At 73.2% G+C, this 20,515-nt stretch carries 19 protein-coding genes and 1 riboswitch; of the genes, 9 read left to right on the top strand and 10 right to left on the bottom strand.

What is annotated here, in order from left to right:
* The first annotated feature begins 87 nt into the window (after positions 1–87).
* The 3 genes from ACOJV7_RS09340 to hutI are packed head-to-tail and all read left to right on the top strand — an operon-like array spanning position 88 to position 3,859.
* A complete protein-coding gene (locus tag ACOJV7_RS09340) occupies positions 88–1,287 on the top strand; it encodes an allantoate amidohydrolase (RefSeq protein ID WP_474542752.1) in 1,200 nt (399 codons plus the stop codon).
* Positions 1,284–2,606, top strand: coding sequence for a formimidoylglutamate deiminase (locus ACOJV7_RS09345; protein ID WP_420189867.1), 1,323 nt, complete (start codon positions 1,284–1,286; stop codon positions 2,604–2,606). The genes ACOJV7_RS09340 and ACOJV7_RS09345 overlap by 4 nt, the downstream gene beginning before the upstream one ends.
* Positions 2,603–3,859 (top strand): imidazolonepropionase, encoded by a 1,257-nt coding sequence (hutI, locus tag ACOJV7_RS09350; protein ID WP_420189868.1) that lies wholly within the window; start codon positions 2,603–2,605, stop codon positions 3,857–3,859. Before ACOJV7_RS09345 ends, hutI begins: the two co-directional genes overlap by 4 nt.
* Here the strand turns inward: hutI and ACOJV7_RS09355 are convergent.
* The gene (locus tag ACOJV7_RS09355; protein ID WP_420189869.1) at positions 3,834–4,394 is read right to left on the bottom strand and encodes a helix-turn-helix domain-containing protein; all 561 of its coding nucleotides are present in this window, start codon (positions 4,392–4,394) and stop codon (positions 3,834–3,836) included. The two genes, hutI and ACOJV7_RS09355, sit on opposite strands and share 26 nt — an antisense overlap.
* Positions 4,395–4,601: 207 nt before the next feature.
* Positions 4,602–4,880 (bottom strand): DUF4235 domain-containing protein, encoded by a 279-nt coding sequence (locus tag ACOJV7_RS09360; protein WP_404385663.1) that lies wholly within the window; start codon positions 4,878–4,880, stop codon positions 4,602–4,604.
* A gap of 79 nt (positions 4,881–4,959) precedes the next feature.
* A riboswitch (TPP riboswitch) is annotated at positions 4,960–5,062 on the top strand.
* Positions 5,063–5,150: 88 nt separating this feature from the next.
* Between ACOJV7_RS09360 and ACOJV7_RS09365 the strand changes: the two genes are divergently transcribed.
* The 3 genes from ACOJV7_RS09365 (at position 5,151) to ACOJV7_RS09375 (ending at position 9,454) form a co-directional block, all read left to right on the top strand.
* On the top strand, positions 5,151–5,822 hold the full coding sequence (locus ACOJV7_RS09365) for an ECF transporter S component (RefSeq protein WP_420189870.1): 672 nt from the start codon (positions 5,151–5,153) through the stop codon (positions 5,820–5,822).
* Positions 5,823–5,832: 10 nt separating this feature from the next.
* Complete coding sequence (locus tag ACOJV7_RS09370) at positions 5,833–8,112, top strand: ATP-binding cassette domain-containing protein (protein ID WP_420189871.1); 2,280 nt, start codon at positions 5,833–5,835, stop codon at positions 8,110–8,112.
* Between the two features lie 112 nt (positions 8,113–8,224).
* Positions 8,225–9,454, top strand: coding sequence for an MFS transporter (locus ACOJV7_RS09375; protein WP_420189872.1), 1,230 nt, complete (start codon positions 8,225–8,227; stop codon positions 9,452–9,454).
* Positions 9,455–9,553: 99 nt separating this feature from the next.
* On the opposite strand, the gene ACOJV7_RS09380 is transcribed toward ACOJV7_RS09375, so the two are convergent.
* The 3 genes from ACOJV7_RS09380 to ACOJV7_RS09390 are packed head-to-tail and all read right to left on the bottom strand — an operon-like array spanning position 9,554 to position 12,283.
* Complete coding sequence (locus tag ACOJV7_RS09380) at positions 9,554–10,642, bottom strand: SLC13 family permease (protein ID WP_420189873.1); 1,089 nt, start codon at positions 10,640–10,642, stop codon at positions 9,554–9,556.
* Positions 10,639–11,865, bottom strand: coding sequence for an L-2-hydroxyglutarate oxidase (gene lhgO / locus ACOJV7_RS09385; RefSeq protein WP_420189874.1), 1,227 nt, complete (start codon positions 11,863–11,865; stop codon positions 10,639–10,641). The genes ACOJV7_RS09380 and lhgO overlap by 4 nt, the downstream gene beginning before the upstream one ends.
* The gene (locus tag ACOJV7_RS09390) at positions 11,858–12,283 is read right to left on the bottom strand and encodes a MerR family transcriptional regulator (RefSeq protein ID WP_420189875.1); all 426 of its coding nucleotides are present in this window, start codon (positions 12,281–12,283) and stop codon (positions 11,858–11,860) included. The genes lhgO and ACOJV7_RS09390 overlap by 8 nt, the downstream gene beginning before the upstream one ends.
* 69 nt (positions 12,284–12,352) lie before the next feature.
* On the opposite strand from ACOJV7_RS09390, the gene ACOJV7_RS09395 reads away from it, so the two are divergent.
* Together ACOJV7_RS09395 and ACOJV7_RS09400 are read left to right on the top strand one after the other, a co-directional pair.
* Complete coding sequence (locus ACOJV7_RS09395) at positions 12,353–13,471, top strand: DNA polymerase IV (protein WP_420189876.1); 1,119 nt, start codon at positions 12,353–12,355, stop codon at positions 13,469–13,471.
* 22 nt (positions 13,472–13,493) lie between these two features.
* Positions 13,494–14,402: an NAD(P)/FAD-dependent oxidoreductase gene (locus ACOJV7_RS09400; RefSeq protein ID WP_420189877.1), complete on the top strand. Its 909-nt coding sequence runs from the start codon at positions 13,494–13,496 to the stop codon at positions 14,400–14,402.
* A gap of 10 nt (positions 14,403–14,412) precedes the next feature.
* Here ACOJV7_RS09400 and ACOJV7_RS09405 read toward each other — a convergent pair whose 3' ends face one another.
* Positions 14,413–15,321, bottom strand: coding sequence for an alpha/beta fold hydrolase (locus tag ACOJV7_RS09405; RefSeq protein ID WP_420189878.1), 909 nt, complete (start codon positions 15,319–15,321; stop codon positions 14,413–14,415).
* Positions 15,322–15,445: 124 nt separating this feature from the next.
* Between ACOJV7_RS09405 and ACOJV7_RS09410 the strand changes: the two genes are divergently transcribed.
* Complete coding sequence (locus tag ACOJV7_RS09410; RefSeq protein ID WP_420189879.1) at positions 15,446–16,378, top strand: S66 peptidase family protein; 933 nt, start codon at positions 15,446–15,448, stop codon at positions 16,376–16,378.
* Here the strand turns inward: ACOJV7_RS09410 and ACOJV7_RS09415 are convergent.
* Genes ACOJV7_RS09415 through ACOJV7_RS09430 form a run of 4 tightly spaced genes read right to left on the bottom strand, consistent with a single transcriptional unit; the run spans position 16,343 to position 20,515 of the window.
* On the bottom strand, positions 16,343–17,416 hold the full coding sequence (locus ACOJV7_RS09415) for an ABC transporter ATP-binding protein (protein WP_420189880.1): 1,074 nt from the start codon (positions 17,414–17,416) through the stop codon (positions 16,343–16,345). The two genes, ACOJV7_RS09410 and ACOJV7_RS09415, sit on opposite strands and share 36 nt — an antisense overlap.
* Positions 17,413–18,516 (bottom strand): ABC transporter ATP-binding protein, encoded by a 1,104-nt coding sequence (locus ACOJV7_RS09420; protein ID WP_420189881.1) that lies wholly within the window; start codon positions 18,514–18,516, stop codon positions 17,413–17,415. Before ACOJV7_RS09420 ends, ACOJV7_RS09415 begins: the two co-directional genes overlap by 4 nt.
* Positions 18,516–19,430 carry an ABC transporter permease gene (locus ACOJV7_RS09425; protein ID WP_420189882.1) on the bottom strand — a complete coding sequence of 305 codons (915 nt, stop codon included), beginning with the start codon at positions 19,428–19,430 and terminating at the stop codon, positions 18,516–18,518. Before ACOJV7_RS09425 ends, ACOJV7_RS09420 begins: the two co-directional genes overlap by 1 nt.
* A complete protein-coding gene (locus ACOJV7_RS09430; protein WP_420189883.1) occupies positions 19,427–20,515 on the bottom strand; it encodes an ABC transporter permease in 1,089 nt (362 codons plus the stop codon). Before ACOJV7_RS09430 ends, ACOJV7_RS09425 begins: the two co-directional genes overlap by 4 nt.

Consider the following 20,515-nt stretch of genomic DNA (forward strand, 5'->3'; position numbering starts at 1 on the left):
GTCGCACCCGGGGGCGCCATCCGGGTGTGGAATGGGGCCGTTGACCCGACGACGAGGACGGAAGAGGCAGCGGTGACCTTCAGCTCGATGTGGCGAGACCTCACGCCGGTCGGCCGTGACGCCCGCTCCGGCGGCTACTCGCGCTTCGCCTGGACCCGCGAGGACGACACCCTGCGCCAGTGGTTCGCCGCCGAGGCTCAGCGTCGTGGACTCGACCTCACCGTCGACCGGGTCGGCAACCAGTGGGCCTGGTGGGGCGACCCCGATGCGGCGCTGGCCGCAGGTCGTCCCGGGATCGTCACCGGCTCACACCTCGACTCCGTCCCGGACGGCGGTGCGTTCGACGGCCCGCTCGGTGTCGTCTCGGCCTTCGCCGCGCTGGATGCACTGCGCGACAGCGGCTTCGAGCCCGACCGACCCATCGGCGTCGTCAACTTCGTCGACGAGGAGGGAGCGCGCTTCGGGGTCGCCTGTGCCGGCTCGCGCATCCTCACCGGCGCGATGACCGCCGACCGGGCGCGCTCGCTGGCCGACGCCGACGGCACCTCGATGGCCGAGGCGTTGACCGCCGCCGGTCGCGACCCCCACGAGCTCGGACCCGACTCCGAGACGGTGAGGCGGGTCGGCACCTTCGTCGAGCTCCACGTCGAGCAGGGCCGCCACCTCTCCACCCTCGACACCGACACCCCCGTCGCCGTCGGCAGCGACATCTGGCCGCACGGTCGCTGGCGGCTCCGCACCCTCGGCGAGGCCAACCACGCCGGCACGACGCGGCTCGAGGACCGCGACGACGCGATGCTCGGCTTCGCCGCCGCGGTCATCGCGGCTCGCAGGGCGGCCGAGGAGCACGGGTGCGTCGCGACGGTCGGCAAGGTCGCGGTCACCCCGGGCGGAGTCAACGCGATCCCGAGCGAGGTCACCGGCTGGCTCGACGCGCGCGGCGCCGACGAGGACGCCGTCCGCCGGGTCGTCGCCGATGTCACCGATGTCGTCGACGAGTTCGGTGGCCTCGTCGTCGAGGACTCGTGGACCGCCTCGACGCCCTTCGACCCGGGACTGGCGCGCAGGATCGCGACCCGGCTCGGCGGCATACCCGTCATAGGGACGGGAGCGGGACACGACGCCGGCATCCTCGCGAACGCGGGAGTTCCCAGCGCGATGCTCTTCGTCCGCAACCCCACTGGGGTCTCGCACTCGCCCGAGGAGTTCGCGACCTCCGAGGACTGCCTCGCCGGCGTCGAGGCGCTGACGACCGTCCTCACCGACCTGGCCGGAGCGCACGCGTGACGGCCTACTGGTGCGAGCACGCCCAGCTCCCCGACAAGGTGCACCGCGGGGTCCAGGTCGTCGTCGAGGGCGGACGCATCACTGACGTGAGCACCGAGACCAAGCCTGCGGACGGCGACGTCCGGCTGCGCGGCCTCGTCCTGCCGGGCTTCGCCAACGCGCACAGTCACGCCTTCCACCGGATGCTCCGTGGGCGCACCCATGCGGACGGCGGCAACTTCTGGTCGTGGCGCGACCAGATGTATGCCGTGACGTCCCGTCTGACGCCGGACACCTACTTCGCGCTCGCGAGAGGGGTGTTCGTCGAGATGGTGGCTGCGGGCTACACCGTCGTCGGCGAGTTTCACTACCTGCACCACGGGCCGGGCGGGAAGCCGTACGACGATCCCAACGCCATGGGTGAGGCGCTCATGGCCGCGGCGGACGAGGCGGGGATCAGGCTCACGCTGCTGGACACCTGCTACCTCACCGGCGGCCTCTCCGCAGACGGGCACCTTCCCCTCGACGAGGTGCAGACCCGCTTCTCGGACGGATCGGTGGAGGCCTGGGCGCAGCGGGTGAGCGCTTTGCGCGACACCGACACCGTGCGCATCGGAGCCGCCGCGCACTCGGTGCGCGCCCTCACGGGGGAGCAGCTGGCCGAGTTCGCCACCGTCGTGGGTGACCGGCCCGTGCACGCGCACGTGAGCGAGCAGATGGCCGAGAACCTCGCGACGCAGATGGTCTACGGCGCGAGCCCGGTCGAGCACCTCACCGACGCCGGTCTGCTCGGCGAGCGGTTCACCGCCGTCCACGCGACGCACCTGTCCGAGGACGACCTCGACCTCATGGGGCGGTCGGGAGCGGGCGCCTGCTTCTGCCCGACGACCGAGCGCGACCTCGCCGACGGCATCGGGCCGGGGTGCGAGCTCACCGAGCGCGACGTCCCGCTCAGCCTCGGTTCCGACCAGCACGCCGTCATCGACCCCTTCGAGGAGATCCGGGGCATCGAGATGCACGAGCGGCTCAAGAGCCACGAGCGTGGACGGTTCACCCTGTCACGGCTGCTCGAGATCGCGACGACGAACGGCTACCGCAGCCTCGGCTGGGACGGCGGCCGGATCGCCGTGGGCTCGCTGGCGGACCTCGTCGCGATCCGCACCGACAGCCGCCGCACCGGGGGAGTGGCGCTGAGCCAGGCGGTCTTCGGCGCCACGGGGGCGGACGTCACCGACGTCGTCGTCGCCGGCCGCCGGGTGCTCTCGGGTGGGGTGCACCCGCTCGGCCCGGTGGACGACGTCGTCGCCGAGTCCATCGAGGCCGTCCGGAGGTCTTCGTGACGGCTGGCCCCTCCGCGGGTGCGACGCTCGTCACCGGCATCGCGGAGCTCGTCACCTGCGTCCCGGACGGCGGCGGCGAGGGCGGAGGCGCCACGAGCGGTGGCACGGCCGGGGGGAACGGCAGCGTCGACAGCGACCTCGGGATCCTGCGCGAGGCCGCGCTGGTCGTCGAGGACGACCGCGTCGTCTGGCTCGGTCCCGTGGCCGACGCTCCCGACGCCGACCGACGCATCGACCTCGAGGGTCGTGCCGTCATCCCCGGGTTCGTCGACAGCCACAGCCACCTCGTCTTCGACGGCGACCGCGCGGCCGAGTTCACCGCGCGGATGACGGGTGAGCGCTACGACGGCGGGGGCATCGGGGTCTCCGTGGCCGCGACCCGGGCCGCGGACGACGACCGGCTGCGGGAGCTCGTCCGGCGGCGCGTCGCGGAGATGCGGGCCCAGGGCACGACGACGGTCGAGATCAAGGGCGGCTACGGCCTCACCGTCCAGGACGAGGCCCGATCCCTGCGCATTGCCCGGGAGCTCACGCCCGAGACGACGTTCCTCGGTGCGCACGTCGTGCCACCGGAGGCGAGAGCGGACCGGACGGCATACGTCGAGCTCGTCACCGGACCGATGCTCGAGGCGTGCGCGCCGCACGCGAGGTGGGCCGACGTCTTCTGCGAGCCCCACTCCCCGCACGCGTTCACCGAGGAGGAGTCGCGCGCGGTCCTCCTCGCTGCGCGCGACTCCGGTCTCGGGCTGCGGGTCCACGGCAACCAGCTCGGTCCCGGGCCGGGCGTCCGGCTCGCCGTCGAGCTGGAGGCGGCCAGCGTCGACCACTGCACCTTCCTCGACGACGCCGACGTCGACGCGCTCGTCCACGCCGCGGGCACGACCGTGGCGACGCTGCTGCCGGGAGTCGAGTTCTCCACCCGTTCGCCGTATCCCGACGCGCGCCGCCTTCTCGACGCCGGCGCCTCCGTCGCGCTCGCCACCGACTGCAACCCGGGCACGTGCTACTCGAGCTCGATGCCCTTCGTCATCGCCCTCGCCGTGCGCGAGATGGGGATGACGCCGAGTGAGGCGGTGTGGGCCGCGACCCGGGGCTCGGCCGCGAGCCTGAGGCGCGACGACATCGGCCGAATCGCCGTCGGGGGACCGGCGGACCTCACCGTCCTCGAGGCACCGAGCCACATCCACCTCGCCTACCGCGCCGGGGTCCCCATCGCGCAGGCGCTGTCTACGACGCCTTCCGGATCGGAGTGAGCGGGACGCCTTCGTCGTGGAAGCCGTAGTCCGCAACCCGGTCGTGCGGAGCGATGGTGACGTGGGCATCGATGGCGAGCCCGATGCGCCCTGCCGCGGCCATCACGGACCGGATGTCCAAGTCCGGAGGCAGGCCCACCCCGATGAGCACGGGGCAGCCGGCACCCTCGGACCCGTCGGCCACCCCGCCGTGGACGTGGGCATCGGTCGCACCGATCCCGTCGAGCGCCGCCAGAACGGTGTCGAGCTCACCGACGAGACGCCGCCCGATCGGCCCGGAGAACCGTCCGTCACGTGCTGCCTCCACGCCGGCCTCGGGTGCGTGCCGCAGGCTCCACTCCAGCGTGTAGCCGCAGGCGGCGACGAGGCGCTGCAGGGCCGCGACGGTGAGCTGCTGGCGACGCGACTCGTAGCGCGCGACCACCGTCTGGCTCACCCCCGCCCGCTCGGCGAGCTCCGCCTGGGTGAGGCGCTGTCGCCGACGTGCCAGACGCAGGATGTCGCGTGCTGTCGTGTGCGCAAGGTCCGAAGTCATGGCCACACGATGGCGCGTGCCGCCGCAGACACCCGCCGGTTGTCCACAGGAGCGCTGCGGCGGGTCCGTGTCACGGCCTTCGGCGACGGCTCCCGTCAGTGGTGCGTTGCGGGTCGAGTACCCATAGGTGTTCATACGCACCGATAAGTACTCGACCCGGAACGCAACCCTGTCGGCACGCATCGGCACCGGCCCGGGAAGCGCGCCTCAGAGGTCGCGGTCGACGATCTCCTTGGGCTTGTGGCCGGCCGAGCGCGCATAGAACTGCGCCGCCTTGCGTGTGGCCATCGTGCGCGCGACGCCGGCGGCGAGACCGGTGAGGGCCGCATACGCGAGCGCCGTCGTGAACGGCGAGTCCGGGTCCTTGGGGTCGAACTTCGCGTCCTGGCCCGCCTTCTGCCAGATCTGGTCGGCCACCTTCGTCGCCGCGATGCCGGCGAGGATCGCCGAACCCGTGCCGAGAATCTTCCACACCATGCTGCCCATCGGACTCCTCCTGGTCGCTCGTGCGGGACGCACTCCTGATCTCGTTCCACCCTGCCACACCGAGGGAGTAGGGTGACGACGTCAACGACAGGGGAGCGCTTCGGCGCTGAGAGTGCGGGAGACCGCAGACCCTCACACCTGATCCGGTTCGCACCGGCGTAGGGAGTCGAGTTCTCAGGTGACTGAGCGGCATACGAGAGGTATGCCGGCCGGTCACCTCCCCGAGGTATCCAACGGCGTCCTGCGCCGGAGACCACGGGAGAAGTTCACATGGCAGCACAGACCGACACGTCGGCCACGACCGACACCGCGGGTGCGAGCACGCTTCGCGGCCGCAGCATCCTCGCGACCCGCCCCCTCACGGGGTGGCGGACCGTCGACATCCTCACGATCGCCTTCCTCGGCGCGGCACTCGGCATCGCGTTCTGGGGCTGGGGCGTGTTCTACAACGGGCCGCTGAGCGCGATCACCTTCGGCTTCGCGCCGCTGGGCGGGCTCTTCGCCGGGCCGTGGTTCCTCGCCGGCGTCGTCGGCGGGCTCGTCGTGCGCCGCCCGGGCGCCGCGCTCTTCTGCGAGGTCGTCGCGGCCCTGGTCTCGATGGTCCCGGGCACGGAGTGGGGCGCGACGACCCTCGTGTCCGGCATCGTCCAGGGCCTCGGCACCGAGATCGCCTTCGCACTGCTCGACTACCGCGCCTTCGGCATCGCGGCGGCGATGCTCGCCGGTGCGCTCGCGGGTCCGTTCGCCGCGGCCTACGAGTCGTTCACGTGGATCCAGGACTGGTCACTCGCCTGGAAGGTCGCGTATGCCGGCGTCCTCGCCCTCTCGGGCGCGGTCGTCGCGGGTGCCGGAGGGTGGCTGCTCACGCGGGCCCTTGCGGCGGCAGGTGCGTTGAACGCCTTCCCGACCGGGCAGGAGCACCGGGAGACCCGCGCTGTCTGAGGCGGGACGCGTGGCACCGCACGACCGGGCCCTCGACCCCGTCGCGAGCGGCCACGTCACCCTCGACGGGGTGACGTGGCGGCCCTTCGGACGGCGGGAGCCGGTGCTGCGCGACATCTCGTTGTCGCTGGCCCCCGGCGAGCGGGTGCTGCTCGTCGGCCCGTCCGGCTCGGGCAAGTCGACGCTGCTGCGCGCCATCGCCGGGCTTCTGGAGACCGCCGACGCCGGTGAGCTCTCCGGGTCGGTGACGGTCGACGGGCACGCGCCGGGAACGCGTGCCGGCGAGGTGGGGCTCGTGCTGCAGGAGCCGGGGGCGGGGATCGTCGCCGCCACCGTGGGCCGCGACGTCGCGTTCGGCCTCGAGAACGTCGGGACGGCCCGCGCCGCCATGCCCGCGGCGGTCAGTGCGGCGCTGGCCGCCGTCGGTCTCGCGCACCCCCACGACACCCCGACCTCGGCGCTCTCCGGCGGGGAGACTCAGCGGCTCGCCCTCGCCGGCGCTCTCGCGCTGCACCCGAGCGTGCTGCTGCTCGACGAGCCGACGGCGATGCTCGACCCGGGCCACGCTGCCCAGGTCCGGCGCAGCGTCGCCGGCGTGCTCGCCACCCACGCGGTGACGACGGTCGTCGTCGAGCACGTCCTCGGACCGTGGGTCGACCTCGTCGAGCGCATGCTCGTCCTTGACGCCGACGGAGCCCTCGTCGCCGACGGGCGGGTGCATGACGTGCTGCGCGACAAGAGGGAGCGACTGCTCGACATGGGCATCTGGGTGCCTGGCGCGCCACCGCCGACACCCCTCGCGTCGACAGCCTTCTCCTCGACAGCCCTGGCGTCCTCACCTGTGGCGGCTGGGCCGTCGCCTCGCCGGACGCAGGAGGTCGCGGCAACGCCGATGACCGTCGACCGCACCGCCCGCCTGCTCGACGGCTCCACGCGCACCCGCACTGCGGCCACTGTCGACGTCCCGCTCCACCCGGCGCCCCGCAGCGCGACCGCCCTCGTGGGCCCGAGCGGCTCGGGCAAGTCGACCGTGCTCCTCGCGCTCGCCGGAGCCCTCGTGCCCGCGACCGGGTCGGTGAAGGCGGGCGCAGAGCCGGTCACCGACCTCGGTACGACCGAGCTCGCCGCCCGGCTCGGGTGGGTGCCGCAGTGGTCGAGCTCGACGATCCTCGCCGGCTCCGTGCTCGACGAGGTCCTCGTCGCGAGCCGCGCGCTCGGTGAGGTGACTCCCGAGCGGGTCGCCCTCGCCTCCCGGCTCCTCGCCGACCTCGGTCTCGGGCGCCTCGAGGCGGCCGACCCGCGTGAGCTCTCCGGCGGTGAGCAGCGGCGGCTCGCCATCGCCTCGGCCGTGCTCCACCAGCCGCCGCTGCTGCTCGCGGACGAACCCACCGTCGGGCAGGACCGGCACACGTGGGCCGCGGTCGTCGGGCTGCTCGCCGCCTACCGCGAGGCCGGTGGCGCTGTCGTCGTCTCGACGCACGACGCAGCGCTCATCGAGCGGGCGCACACCGTCGTCGCGCTCGAACCCCCCGCGCAGGCTCCCGACCCGGAGCGGCCGCGGCCGGTGCTCGCCGCGCACGCCGGGCCGCTCGCCCTTATGCTCGGCGCCTTCGCGGCGATCCCGGCCGGCATCGTCCCCGACCACTGGCGCACCTCGCTCGTCGTCCTCGCGGTTCAGGTGGTCCTCGCTGTGGTCGCGTTGTGGGCGGCTCCCGGGTCCGGTCCGCGGCCTCGCGGTCGGGTCCGCCGCGTCGTCCTGCGGACGCTGCCGGGTGCGCTCGGTGCCCTGTCAGTGGGCTGGTCGACGTGGCTGCTCGGCGGGCACGACACGACGACGGCGGTCACCGCCGCCCTGCGCGTGCTCGTCATCGTGCTGCCCTCGGCCGTCCTGCTCCCGCTCGTCGACCCGGACCGGCTCGGCGACCACCTCGCACAACGCCTCCGTATGCCGTCCCGCCCTGTCGTCGCCCTCGCCGCGGCGTTGCAACGGGTCCACACCCTCGGCGAGGTCTGGACCGAGATCGCCCTGGCCCGACGGGTCCGCGGGATCGGCGTCGACGGGCGGCGTCCCGTGGCCCTCGTGCGTGACCTCGGCACGGTCACGTTCGGCCTGCTCGTCCGCACGCTCCGGATGGCCGCCGACCTCGCGGTGGCGATGGACGCGCGGGGCTTCGCGTCGGCCTCGCGGCGCACGTGGTTCGCGTCGGCGCCGTGGCGCTGGGCGGACACGCTCCTCGTCGTCGGGTCGGTCGTCCCGCTCGTCGTCGCCGCCCTCCTCACCCGTTCGTAACTCACCAATTCCTCCCATTCGGTACGGAGGTGGCGCGTACCGAAGGGGAGGAATTGGTGAGTTGTGCACGGGGAGGGAATGTCGGAGGGCGACGGCATACTTGTTCCCTGTCATGACCACCACCACCTCCGCGCCGGTCGAGCGTGTCCGCATCCCGCGCGAGATCTGGGTGCTGGTCGCCTCGGCCTTCGTCATCGCGCTCGGCTTCGGGCTCATCACGCCGGTCCTGCCGCAGTTCGCGCAGAGCTTCGGCGTGGGCGCCACGGCGAGCGCGGTCGTCGTCAGCGTCTTTGCCTTCTTCCGGCTCATCTTCGCGCCGGCCGGTGGCAACCTCATCGTCCGACTGGGCGAGCGCCCGGTGTACCTCGCAGGCCTGCTCATCGTCGCCGCCTCGACCGCCGCGACGGCCTTTGCCGGCTCCTACTGGCAGCTCGTCGTCTTCCGAGGCCTCGGCGGCATCGGCTCGGTCATGTTCACGGTCTCAGCGACCGCCCTCGTCGTGCGGCTCGCTCCGCCGTCGATCCGTGGGCGGGTGTCGTCGGCCTACGGCTCGGCGTTCCTCATCGGCGGCATCGGCGGACCCGCGGTGGGTGGCCTGCTCGGCGGGCTCGGTCTGCGCGTCCCCTTCCTCGCGTATGCCGGCGCGCTCGTCGTCGCCGCCGCGCTCGTCGCGTTCTTCATCAACGGCCAGTCGCTCCGGCCCGCGCCCGACGCACCGGTCCTGCCGGTCATGACCGCCCGGGACGGGCTGCGCGACAGCGCCTTCCGCGCCGGTCTCGTCTCGGGGTTCGCCAACGGGTGGGCCAACTTCGGCGTGCGCAACGCGATCATCCCGCTCTTCGTCGCCGCCAACATCGGCAAGGAGCCCTGGCTCGCGGGCACCGTCCTCGCGATCTATGCCGGTGCCAACGCCATCGGCATGAACATCGCCGGCCGGCTCAGCGACCGGCTCGGCCGCCGCCCCTTCATCCTCGGCGGCCTCGCCGTCGCCGGTGTCGCGACGATCGCGACCGGTCTCGCGACCTCGTTCCCCGTGCTCGTCGTCTTCTCGGTCGTCGCCGGCATCGGCTCGGGCGCGCTCAACCCGGCCCAGCAGGCGAGCATGGCCGACGTCGTCGGGCGCGAGCGCAACGGCGGCCCGGCGCTCGCGGCCTTCCAGATGTCGGCCGACGCCGGCGCGATCATCGGGCCGATCGTGGCCGGTGCCCTCGTCGACTCGGGCAGCTATGCCCTCGCGTTCGGCGTCACCGGGCTGCTCAGCCTGCTCGCGACGATCCCGTGGGCGCGAGCCCGGGAGACACTGCCGCGCGAGGCGGTCCTCGCGCACCAGCCCGTCCGCTGACGCTGACGGTGACGCTCCGACGCCGGGCACGAACCTCGCGCATCACCGCACGAGGACGGTCGAGCCCATCGGCCTGTAGGCGCGCGCGGCGCACCGCGGTCAGGCGAGGCTGAGGGCGAGCAGGGCCGCACCGACCGCGGCGAGGGCGCACGCGAGGCTGCGGGCGGCATACGGGAGGGCGTCGATGCTCAGACCCGAGCGACGGCACCGGTCGCGCCAGAGCAGCGTCGCGAGCGAGCCCCACACCGTGACGATCGAACCGGCGTTGACGCCGACGAGCAGGGCCATGAGGTGCTCGGGCGAGGTGTCACTCACCGGCTCGAGCGCGAGGTAGGCGGGCAGGTTGTTGACGATGTTGGCGCCCGCCGCACCGACGGCTCCGACCTGCCAAAGGCTTCCGTCCGGACCCCCGACGAGCCCGGCGAGCATGCCCTCGAGCCCGTTCCTCATCGCGACCTCGACGACCACGAAGAGGGCGCACACCGCGAGCACCATCGGCCACGGCACGGCGACCGTCCGTAGCCGTGCCGGCCACCGCCACGCGAGGACGCCGACGAGGACGACGGCACCGATCGCGGCCGGGATCGCCGGGGTCATGCCGCTGACGAAGGCCGGGCCGAGCGCGACACAGACGGCACCCGCGACCCAGAGAAGGACGCGGTCGTGCGGTTCGGCGGGCGGGTCGGGGGAGTAGCGCGTGAGGAGCTCGCGACGATGGAGCAGGAAGAGAACGACGACCGTCGCGAGGATCGCCGCGAGTGCAGGCCGCCAGGCGAGGGCGATGTATTCGTGCGTGCCGACGCCCAGCGACGAGAACCGGTGCAGCGCAATGAGGTTCGACAGGTTCGACACCGGCAGAAGCAACGAGGCGGTATTGGCCAGCCAGACGGTTGTCAGGGCGAACGGCATCGCCGGGATTCCCAGCTGGCGGGTCATCGCGATGACGACGGGAGTGAGCAGGACGGCCGTCGTGTCGATGCTGAGGACGATCGTGCACGCGGTCGCGAGGGCGACGACGAGCAGCCACAGCAGCCAGGTCCGGTGGCGCCCCGCGTGCGACGTCCAGTGCGCCGCGACGTCGAAGACGCCCGCGATCTCGGCGACCTCCGCGACGACGGTCATCGCCACGAGGAAGAGCATGACCGGTCCGACCCGGGCGGCGAGGTCGACGAGCTCCTGCGTCGTCACGCCGCGGCCGTCGCGACGTCGACGATGTGGCGGGCGATGGGGAAGGCCGACGTCGCTGCCGGAGACGGCGCGTTGCACACGTGCACCGTGCGCGCGGTGCGCCGGACGAGGAAGTCGTGGAGCAGCGTGCCGTCGCGGAGCACCGCCTGGGCCCGGATGCCGGCCGGCTCGGGCAGCAGGTCCTCGAGCGTGAGCTCGGGGCAGTAGCGCTGCACGAGCCGCAGGTAGCCCCGCCGACTCCACGAGTCGCGCTGCTCGGCGAGCCCCGTGCGCCAGTGGGTCCGCGCCACCTGCCACGTCCCCGGGAAGCGCGCGAGGTCGGCCAGGTCGCGCAGGTCGACCGACCCCTTGCGGTAGCCCTCGCGGCTCAGCCCGAGGACAGCGTTCGGCCCGACGGTGACGCCGCCGTCGATGGTGCGGGTGAGGTGGACCCCGAGGAAGGGCAGCTCTGGGTCGGGGACGGGATAGATGAGCGTCGACACGATGCCGCCCCGCGAGGCGGGGAGCCGGAAGTACTCGCCGCGGAACGGCACGATGCGGAAGGCGCCCGGCCCGTCGTTGACCCCTGACATCGCGGCGAGCCGGTCGGCCTGGAGCCCGGCGCAGACGACGACCCGGCGGGCGGTCTCGCTGTCGGGGCCGCTCCCGCCGGCGCCGTTCCCCGGCTCGAGCGTCACCCGCACGCCGTCGGTGTCCTCGTCGATCGACGTCACGGCCGTCGAGGTGCGCACCTCGCCACCGGCGGCGACGACCTCGGAGGCGAGCGCACGGCATACGGCGGCGTAGTCGGTGATCCCGGTCGCGTGCACGTGGAGCGCCGCGAGCCCCGCGACGTGGGGCTCGCGCTCGCGCAGCTCGGCGCCGGAGAGCGAGGTGAGCGCGAGGCCGTTGGCCCGGGCGCGTTCGGTGAGGTCGGCGAGGCGGGCGACCTCGACCGGTGTCGTCGCGACGACGAGCTTGCCGGTGTCGACGAAGGGGATCCCGTGCTCGGTGCAGAACTCGCGCGTCGCGGCGGCGCCCTCCGTGCAGAAGCGCGCCTTGAGGCTGCCGGGCGCGTAGTAGACCCCCGCGTGGATGACGCCACTGTTGTGCCCGGTCTGGTGCCGGGCCACCTCGGACTCCTTCTCGACGACGAGGACGTCGGCTCCGGGTCGCCGCCGCAGGACCTCGTATGCCGTCGCGAGACCGACGATGCCGCCTCCGACGACGACGACGTCACGCACGGGTGAGCCCCGGGTGGCGGCGGCCCTCGACGAGGTCCTCGACGGCGGAGGCGAAGCGCGGACATGCGGTGATGTCGTGGGCGCGGCAGCGCAGCGCGTGCTCGGTCATCTCTCGCGAGCGGTCGAGCGCGATGCGCCGCTCCTCGAGGTCGCGCAGGTGCGCCTCGAGGACCTCGTGACGGTCGCGGGCGTCGGCGTCCAGCAGCACGCCGATCTGCTCGAGGGTCATGCCGGCGAGCTTGTTGCGCTGGATGACGGCGACGCGGACGAGGTCGTCGTGGCCGTAGCGGCGGTAGCCGGACGCGTCGCGCCGCGGCTCGAGCAGGCCGAGGTCCTCCCAGTGCCGCAGCACGTGCGTCGGCAGGTCGAAGCGGCCGGCGAGGTCGCTGATCGACCAGGTCGCGTCGTCGTCGGGCATCGTCACCGTCCTTCCTTCATGCTCACCTGAACCTACGCCCCGTCGGTGCCTGCGTGCACACTGGTTCGCATGGCGCGCTGGGTGCTCCACGTCGACCTCGACCAGTTTCTCGCCGCTGTCGAGGTGCTCAGGAGGCCCGAGCTCACCGGCCTGCCCGTCGTCGTCGGCGGTCGCGGGGACCCGACCGAGCGCGCCGTCGTGTCGACTGCGTCCTACGAGGCACGCGAGTTCGGCGTGCGCTCGGGGATGCCTCTCCGCCTCGCGGCGCGCAGGTGCCCGGACGCGGTCTTCCTGCCCGTCGACGGACCGACCTACGACGCCGCGTCCGCCGTCGTCATGGAGACGCTGCGTGCGCACGACGGCGCCGTCGTGCAGGTGCTCGGCTGGGACGAGGCGTTCGTCGGGCTGACGACCCCGGGCGACGACGTGGCCGAGGCGGTCGCCCACGCCGACGCGATCCGGGCGGAGGTGCTCGACGCCTCGGAGCTGCACTGCTCGGTCGGCGTGGGCGACACGACGGTCCGGGCCAAGATCGCCACCGACTTCGGCAAGCCGCGCGGCACCTTCGTCCTCACCCACGACAACTGGTTCGAGGTCATGGGGGAGCGGCCCACGACGGCGCTCTGGGGCGTGGGCAACCGGATCGCGTCGCGCCTCGCCTCGCACGGCTACGACACCGTCCGACAGCTCGCCGACGCCTCCGACGACGTCCTCACCGCCGAGTTCGGGCCGCGGATGGGGCCGCACTACGGCCGGCTCGGTCGCGGCCTCGGCGCGACCACCGTCGACGACACTCCCTGGGTGGCGCGGGCCCACGGGCGCGAGACGACCTACCAGAGCGACCTCACCGACGCGGGCGAGGTCGAGGCCGCGATCCGTCTGCTCTCTCAGCAGGTCGTCGACGACATCCGGCGCGAGGACCGGGCGTGCGCCCGAGTGCACCTCAAGGTGAGGTTCGCGCCGTTCTTCACGACGACCCGCATCCGCAAGATGGCCGAGCCGACGTTCGACCCGGACGTCATCGCGGCGACGGCGCTCGAGCTGCTGGACTCGCTCGACGACGACCGGCCCATCCGGCTTCTCGGTGTGCGTGCCGAGATGGTCCCGCCCGAGGGTGGCTACGTGCCGCCGCGCACGACGGGCCGGGGCGGCCCGGCCGCCCGCGACCCGGGCTTGCCTTCAGGTTGACCTGAAGGTTCACCATCGACTCATGACGACCTCACCCCCACCCCAGCACACCGACATCGCCGTCATCGGCGGTGGCCCAGCCGGCCTCCAGGCGGCTCTCACCGCCGGCCGGGTCCGGCGCCAGGTCACCGTCTTCGACGACGGCACCTACCGCAACGCGACGGTGAGCCACATGCACAACGTCCTCACCCACGACGGCACCCCACCCGGGGAGTTCCGCGCGGCCGCGCGACGGGAGCTCACGGCATACGACACCGTCGCGGTGCGCGAGGAGCGGGTCGAGACGGTCGAGCGCGACGGGACCGGCTTCCGGCTCACCCTCGCCAGTGGTGACGTCATGAGCGCGTATGCCGTCGTGCTCGCCACCGGGGTGCGGGACGAGCTGCCGCCCGTCCCCGGGCTGCAGGAGGTCTGGGGAGACCTCGCCGCTCAGTGCCCGTTCTGCCACGGGTTCGAGTTCGCCGGGCAGCGCATCGGCATCCTCGGCGCGGCCGCCGCCCCGCACCTCTCGGCGCTCCTCGGCCCGGTCGCCGGCGAGCTCGTCGTTCTCGACGAGGGCCAGGCGCTGCCCGAGGGGGCCACGCTCGATGTTCCGCGCGTGGCCGCCCGCGTCACCTCGCTCGAGCGGCACGAGGGCGGGCTGCGGCTCGCCCTCGACGACGGGTCGAGCGAGGACGTCGCCGTCCTCTTCGTCGTGCCGACGCTGCACCAGTCGGCGCCCTTCGCCGACCAGCTCGGCCTCGAGCGCAACCCGTCGGGGGCGGTCCGCATCGACGAGTTCGGGCGCACGAGTGCACCGGGCGTCTTCGCGGGGGGTGACCTCGCGCACCTGCCGGCCTACCCGATGCCGATGGCCTCGGTCGTCCAGGCGTCGGCCGCCGGCCAGGTCGCGGGCAACTCGGCGATCGCCCACCTGCTCAGCCGGGGCTGAGGCGGACCGCTCAGCCGCCGCCGTCGAGGAACCCGAGCACCTCGTCGTTGACCCGCTCGGGCTGCTCGTGGTGCAGCCAGTGCGTCGCACCGTCGAGCACCACGAGCCTGGCATCCGTGCACTGGGCGAGGGCGGCCTCGCCGACCCGGGTGTCGAGGAAGGCGTCGTTCTCGCCCCAGAGCACGAGCGTCGGGCAGGTCACGCGGACGGCGGCGAGCGCCGGCCGCGGCAGCCGCAGCGCGCGGTAGTAGTCGAGCATCGCCGTGAGGGAGCCCGGCCGCGCCCAGGCCTCGGCATAACGGTCGAGGTCGGCGTCCGTGAACGTCCCGGGCTCCGAGGTCGACCGCAGGGCCCTGCGGAGCGCGGTGAACCCCGCCGCCCGCAGGACCGACTCCGGGAGCCACGGGAGCTGGAAGAGACCGGCATACGCGCTCCGGAATGGCTGGAGCGGTGAGCTCAGCGCCGAGCGGAGCAGGAGGTCGGGGTGCGGCCCCGCCATGGCGACGAACCGCCGCAGTCGCTCGGGGTGCTGCGCGGCGATCCGCCAGCCGATCATGGCGCCCCAGTCGTGCCCGACGAGATCCACCTGCGCATCGCCGGGCGCGCCGACCAACCCGTCCACCAGTCCGACGACGTCCTGCACGAGTACGTCGAGGTGATAGCTGGCGACGCCGTCGTCAGGTGCCTCGCTGAGGTTGTAGCCACGCAGGTCCGGGACGACGACGTGGCGACCCGTCTCGGCGAGGGCCGTCATCTGGTGACGCCATCCCCACCAGAACTCGGGGAAGCCGTGCAGCAGGACCACGACCGGGTCGCCGGGCTTCCCGGCCTCGACGACGTGCAGGAGCACACCGCCGACGTCGTGCACCGCCTCACGCCACCCCGGGTCGAGGAGGGTCGTGTCGGTCTCGAGCAGCATCGTTTCGTCCTTCGTCGACAGGTGGTCTCCTCCTCACCTACCCCGCCGGCCGTGCCTCGACGCGGCCCGGCGTCCACGCGCGTCCCTCGGCGCCCCGTCCCGCGTGGCGTGGTCGAATGGCGCGGTGACTGCGTCCAGCGTGAAGCCCCTGCAGCGTCCGCGACGGCTCACCGAGGGGGACCGCGTCGTCATCGTCTCGCCGAGCGGACCGGCCCCCCGGGACCGGATCGAGAGCGGGGCCGAGCTCCTGCGGAGCTGGGGGCTCGACGTCACGGTCGCCTCCAGCGCGGGCGAGCGGTCGCCGCGGTTCTCCTACCTCGCCGGTGACGACGACGTCCGGGCCGCAGACTTCGAGGCGGCGTGGTGCGACCCCGACGTCGCGGCGGTCGTGTGCGCCCGTGGTGGCTACGGCGTCCAGCGCATGGTCGACCGCGTCGACTGGGAGGCGCTGCGCACGGCCGGGCCCAAGGTGCTCGTCGGCTACAGCGACATCACCGCGCTGCACTCGGCCGTGACGACCCACCTCGGCCTCGTGACGCTGCACGGACCGATGTCGGCGACCGAGGTCTTCCTCAACGATGTCGCGAGCGCGGAGCACCTGCGCCGCACGCTCTTCGAGCCGGAGTCGGTGCAGACCCTCACCTCCGAGTGGGCGCGTCCGGTCGTGGGCGGTCGTGCGGAGGGGGTCACCCTCGGCGGGTGCCTCAGCCTCCTCGCCGGTGAGCTCGGCACCGCGACCGGTATGCCGTCCGCCTCCGGTGGTCTGCTCCTCCTCGAGGACGTCGACGAGAAGGCGTACCGCATCGACGGCTACCTCACGCACCTGCGCCGTTCGGGGTGGCTCGACGGCGTCGCCGGTGTCGTGCTGGGCTCGTGGCAGGACTGCGAGCCGGTCACCGAGCTGCTCCAGGACCGGCTCGGCGACCTCGGGGTCCCGGTGCTGGCGGACCTCGGCTTCGGTCACTGCCCGAGCACGATCACCGTCCCGCTCGGCATCCCGGCGACGCTCGACGCCGACGCGTCAACGCTGGTGCTGGACGTTCCCGCCCTCGCCTGAGGGCGCGAGCAGCCGGGCCTGCGCGAGGTGGCAGGCGGCCTGGGTGCCGCGCCCGTCGAGCACCGGCAGGTCCTTCGTCCGGCAGAGGTCGGCCACGCCGGCGGCCTCGGCCTCGCCCGACGCGAGGCTCTGGCAGCGCACGTGGAAGCGGCACCCGCCGGGCACCCGGGACGGGTCCGGTGGCTCGCCGCTGAGGACGACCGGCTCCCCGCCCTCGGGCAGCACCGAGAGCAGGGCCTGGGTGTAGGGGTGTTCGGGGGCGGTGAGGATCTTCTCGACCGGGCCGGTCTCGATGATCCGCCCGAGATACATCACGGCCACCCGGTCCGCGATGTTCCACGCGAGCCCGAGGTCGTGGGTGACGACGAGCGCGGCGAGCCCGAGCTCCTCGCGCAACCGGAGCAGCAGGGCGAGGATCTCGCCGCGCACCGAGGCGTCGAGCGAGGCGACCGGCTCGTCGGCGACGAGCAGCGTCGGGTCGAGGACGAGCGCACCGGCGATGACGACCCGCTGCCGCTGCCCGCCCGACAGCTCGTGCGGGTAGCGCAGGAAGTAGCGCTCGGGCGGTCGCATCCCCGCGCGGGACAGGGCGTCGGCCACACGCTCGCGCTCGTCGGCGACCTCGCCGTGGATGCGCAGCCCCTCGGCGACGGCGTCGTAGACCGTGTGCCGCGGGTTGAGCGACCCGCTCGGGTCCTGCAGGACGAGCTGGGCCTCGCGGCGGTAGGCCTTGAGCGCCTTGGAGCCATAGCCCAAGGGCGTGCCGCGGTAGGACACCGTGCCCGACGTCGGCTTCTGCAAGCCGAGCAGGGTGCGGGCGAGCGTCGTCTTGCCGCAGCCGGACTCTCCGACGAGCGCGACGATCTCGCCCGGTGCGACGTCGAGGTTGACGCCGTCGACGGCGCGAGCCGACCCGCCGCCGCGACGGCCGGGGAAGGTGACGTGCAGTTCGTGGGCGCTGAGCAGCGGGGTCGCGGTGCCGGTGGTGGTGTCGGTGGTGGTCGGCGCAATCTCGCCGGCGGTCAGGGCGTCGGTCATCGGGTGGCCTCCACGGCGCTGGTCGGGTCGACGCCGGCCCGGTCGGCACCGGCAGGGGAGGCGACCAGGGACCGGCCGTCGTCCGGCAGGACCCGTACGCAGGCGGCCTCGTGTGCCGCGCCTGCCGCCGCTGCCGCACCTGCCGCACCTGCCGCAGCTGCCGCACCCGACCCGCCCGCGGGCCAGAGCACGGGGTCGACCGAGTCGCAGTGCTCGAGCCGCACCGGGCAGCGCGGGTGGAACGAGCAGCCGCTCGGCAGCGCCTGGGGGTCGGGCGGGTCGCCGGGCAGTCCCTGCGGCCGCATCCGCGAGGCCGGGTCGCCCACGGTCGGGAACGCCGACGCGAGCGCGCCGCCGTAGGGGTGGCGGGCCCGCCGGAAGACCTCGCCGGCGGGACCGACCTCGACGACGCGGCCGGCATACATCACCGCGAGGCGGTCGCAGACGTCGGAGAGGACCGAGAGGTCGTGGCTGATCATGAGCAGGCTGATGCCGCGGCTCGCGACGAGGTCGTCGATGAGGGTGAGGATCTGCGCCTGCACCATGACGTCGAGGGCCGTCGTCGGCTCGTCGGCGATGACGAGGTCCGGCTCGCACGCGAGCGCCATGGCGATCATGACCCGCTGGCGCTGGCCACCGGAGAGCTCGTGCGGGTAGGAGCGGGCGCGGTCGGGCAGCATCCCGACCTGACCGAGGAGCTCGCGCACCCGGGCGTCGGCGGCGTCGCGACCGACCTTCCGGTGGCGCAGGATCGGCTCGGTGATCTGGTCGCCGATCGTCTGCACCGGGTTGAGAGAGTGCATCGCGCCCTGGAAGATGATCGACGCTCCGGCCCAGCGCACGGCGCGCAGCCGGCCCCAGCCCATCTCGAGGACGTCCTCGCCGTCGAGGAGGACCCGTCCGGTGACCGAGGCCGACGGCGGCAGCAGGCGCAGGAGGGCGAGCGCCAGGGTCGACTTGCCCGACCCGGACTCACCGGCGACGCCGAGCTTCTCGCCGCGGGCGAGGGTGAGGTCGACACCGCGGACGGCGTTGACCACCCCGTCGCGGGTGCGGTAGCCGACGGTGAGGCCGTCGAGCTCGAGCAGTGGCGTCGTCATCAGCGGGACCTCAGTCGGGGGTTGAGGACGCCCTCGATGGCGCGTCCGCAGAGGGTGAAGGCGAGCGCGACGAGGGCGATCGCGATGCCGGGCGGGAGGATGTACCACCACATGCCCGAGCTCACCGCGCCCGTGTCGCGGGCGGCCTGGATGGTGCTGCCCCACGACGGGACGGTCGGGTCGCCGAGGCCGAGGAAGGCGACGGTCGACTCGGTGAGGATCGCGCCGGCGACCATGAGCGTCGTCTGGGCGAGCACGATCGGCATGACGTTGGGCAGAACGTGGCGGGTCATGACGTGCCAGTGGCCACCGCCGAGCGCGCGGGCGCGCTCGATGTAGGGACGCGCCTCGACCGCGAGGGTCTGCGCGCGCACGAGCCGGGCCGTCGTCGGCCACGACGTCACACCTATGGCGATGACGATCGTCGACAGGCTGCGGCCGAGGACGGCGGCGAGTGCCACGGCGAGCACGAGCGTCGGCATGACGAGGAACCAGTCGGTGATGCGCAGCAGCAGCCCTGACAGCCAGCCCGAGAAGTGCCCGGCGAGGATGCCGATGAGCGAGCCGAGGGCGATCGAGATGAAGGTCGCGGCGAAGCCGACGGTGAGCGAGACGCGCGAGCCCCAGAGGATGAGGTCGAGGACCGAGCGACCCGAGCGGTCGGTGCCGAGCAGGAACTCACCGCTCGGCGGTTGCAGGGGCTCGCCGGGCGGGCGGGTGACGCTCAGCGCATCCTCGCCGACGAGCCACGGCACGAGGAGCGCCGAGAGGACGAAGGCGGCGAGCACGACGAGGCCGAAGAGCCCGGCGCGGTTCTGCCGGTAGGAGCCCCAGAAGGTGCCCACCGCACGGCGGCGGCGAGCCCAGGTGAGCTGGCGGGGAGACGCGTTCGCGGGGGAGGCGGCGGAGGTCATGGACGCACCCGGGGGTCGATGAGCGGGTAGATGAGGTCGGAGACCAGGTTCATGAGGATGACCGCCCCCGAGAAGATGACGAACAGCCCCTGCACGAGCGGCAGGTCGGGCACGCTCAGGCCCTCGTAGAAGAGCTTGCCGAGCCCGGGCCACGAGAAGACCGTCTCGACGAGCACGGCTCCGAAGAGCACGAACCCGATGTTGATGAAGACGAGCGTCGTCGTCGGCAGCAGCGCGTTGGGGACGGCGTGCTGGCGCTTGACCTCGGTGTCGCGCAGGCCCTTGGCTCGCGCCGTCGTGAGGTAGTCCGAGCCCATCTCGTCGAGCAGCGAGGACCGCATGACGAGGAGGTACTGCGCATAGACGACGGCGACGAGGGTCACGAGCGGCAGCACCATGTGGTGCGCCACGTCGAGCACGGCCTCGAACCCGGTCACGCCGGGTGTCTTCATGCCCGAGGTCGGGAACCAGCCCAGCCCCGAGGCGAAGACGACGATGAGGATGAGCCCGAGCCAGAAGCTGGGCACCGACCAGAGCGTCAGCGCGACACCGGTGTTGACGCGGTCGGCGGTGCTGCCGTGCTTCCACGCGCCCTGCACGCCGAGCCACAGCCCGAGCGCGGCCGAGACGGCGAGGCTGGCGCCGACGAGCAGCAGCGTCGGGCCGAGCCGCTCACCGACCATCGACAGGACCGGCCGGTTGTACTGGAAGGACTCCCCGAAGTCGAAGCGCAGCACCCCGAGCAGGTAGCTGACGAACTGCTCGAGCATCGGCTTGTCGAGCCCGAACTCGCGAGCGAGCGCCTCCTTCTGCTCGATCGTCACGGGGCGGCCGTGCGTCATGACGCGCACCGGGTCGCCGGGGATGATCCGGAAGAGGAAGAAGCTCGTGAAGATCACGGCCACGAGCGAGACGGCCGCACCGAGCAACCGCTTGCCGAGGTATGCCGCGTTGCGGCGCAGGCGGTCGTCGTCGCGCCCGCGTCGGTCGGCGGTGCCGACGACGCCGACGCCGCCGGCGGCGCCCCCACGGTCCCGCACCTCGTCGAGGTGCGGGACCGCGTCACTGGGTGGGAGCTCGGTCAT

It is taken from the genome of Knoellia tibetensis (genome assembly GCF_048606415.1).
Lineage (GTDB): Bacteria > Actinomycetota > Actinomycetes > Actinomycetales > Dermatophilaceae > Knoellia > Knoellia tibetensis.

Excerpts from the sequence above, each read along its gene's own strand:
- ACOJV7_RS09340 (WP_474542752.1), top strand. The coding sequence starts at position 88 with ATGTGGCGAGACCTCACGCCGGTCGGCCGTGACGCCCGCTCCGGCGGC.
- ACOJV7_RS09355 (WP_420189869.1), bottom strand. The coding sequence starts at position 4,394 with ATGACTTCGGACCTTGCGCACACGACAGCACGCGACATCCTGCGTCTG.
- ACOJV7_RS09360 (WP_404385663.1), bottom strand. The coding sequence starts at position 4,880 with ATGGGCAGCATGGTGTGGAAGATTCTCGGCACGGGTTCGGCGATCCTC.
- ACOJV7_RS09365 (WP_420189870.1), top strand. The coding sequence starts at position 5,151 with ATGGCAGCACAGACCGACACGTCGGCCACGACCGACACCGCGGGTGCG.
- ACOJV7_RS09375 (WP_420189872.1), top strand. The coding sequence starts at position 8,225 with ATGACCACCACCACCTCCGCGCCGGTCGAGCGTGTCCGCATCCCGCGC.
- ACOJV7_RS09390 (WP_420189875.1), bottom strand. The coding sequence starts at position 12,283 with ATGCCCGACGACGACGCGACCTGGTCGATCAGCGACCTCGCCGGCCGC.
- ACOJV7_RS09395 (WP_420189876.1), top strand. The coding sequence starts at position 12,353 with ATGGCGCGCTGGGTGCTCCACGTCGACCTCGACCAGTTTCTCGCCGCT.
- ACOJV7_RS09400 (WP_420189877.1), top strand. The coding sequence starts at position 13,494 with ATGACGACCTCACCCCCACCCCAGCACACCGACATCGCCGTCATCGGC.
- ACOJV7_RS09405 (WP_420189878.1), bottom strand. The coding sequence starts at position 15,321 with ATGCTGCTCGAGACCGACACGACCCTCCTCGACCCGGGGTGGCGTGAG.
- ACOJV7_RS09415 (WP_420189880.1), bottom strand. The coding sequence starts at position 17,416 with ATGACCGACGCCCTGACCGCCGGCGAGATTGCGCCGACCACCACCGAC.
- ACOJV7_RS09420 (WP_420189881.1), bottom strand. The coding sequence starts at position 18,516 with ATGACGACGCCACTGCTCGAGCTCGACGGCCTCACCGTCGGCTACCGC.
- ACOJV7_RS09425 (WP_420189882.1), bottom strand. The coding sequence starts at position 19,430 with ATGACCTCCGCCGCCTCCCCCGCGAACGCGTCTCCCCGCCAGCTCACC.
- ACOJV7_RS09430 (WP_420189883.1), bottom strand. The coding sequence starts at position 20,515 with ATGACCGAGCTCCCACCCAGTGACGCGGTCCCGCACCTCGACGAGGTG.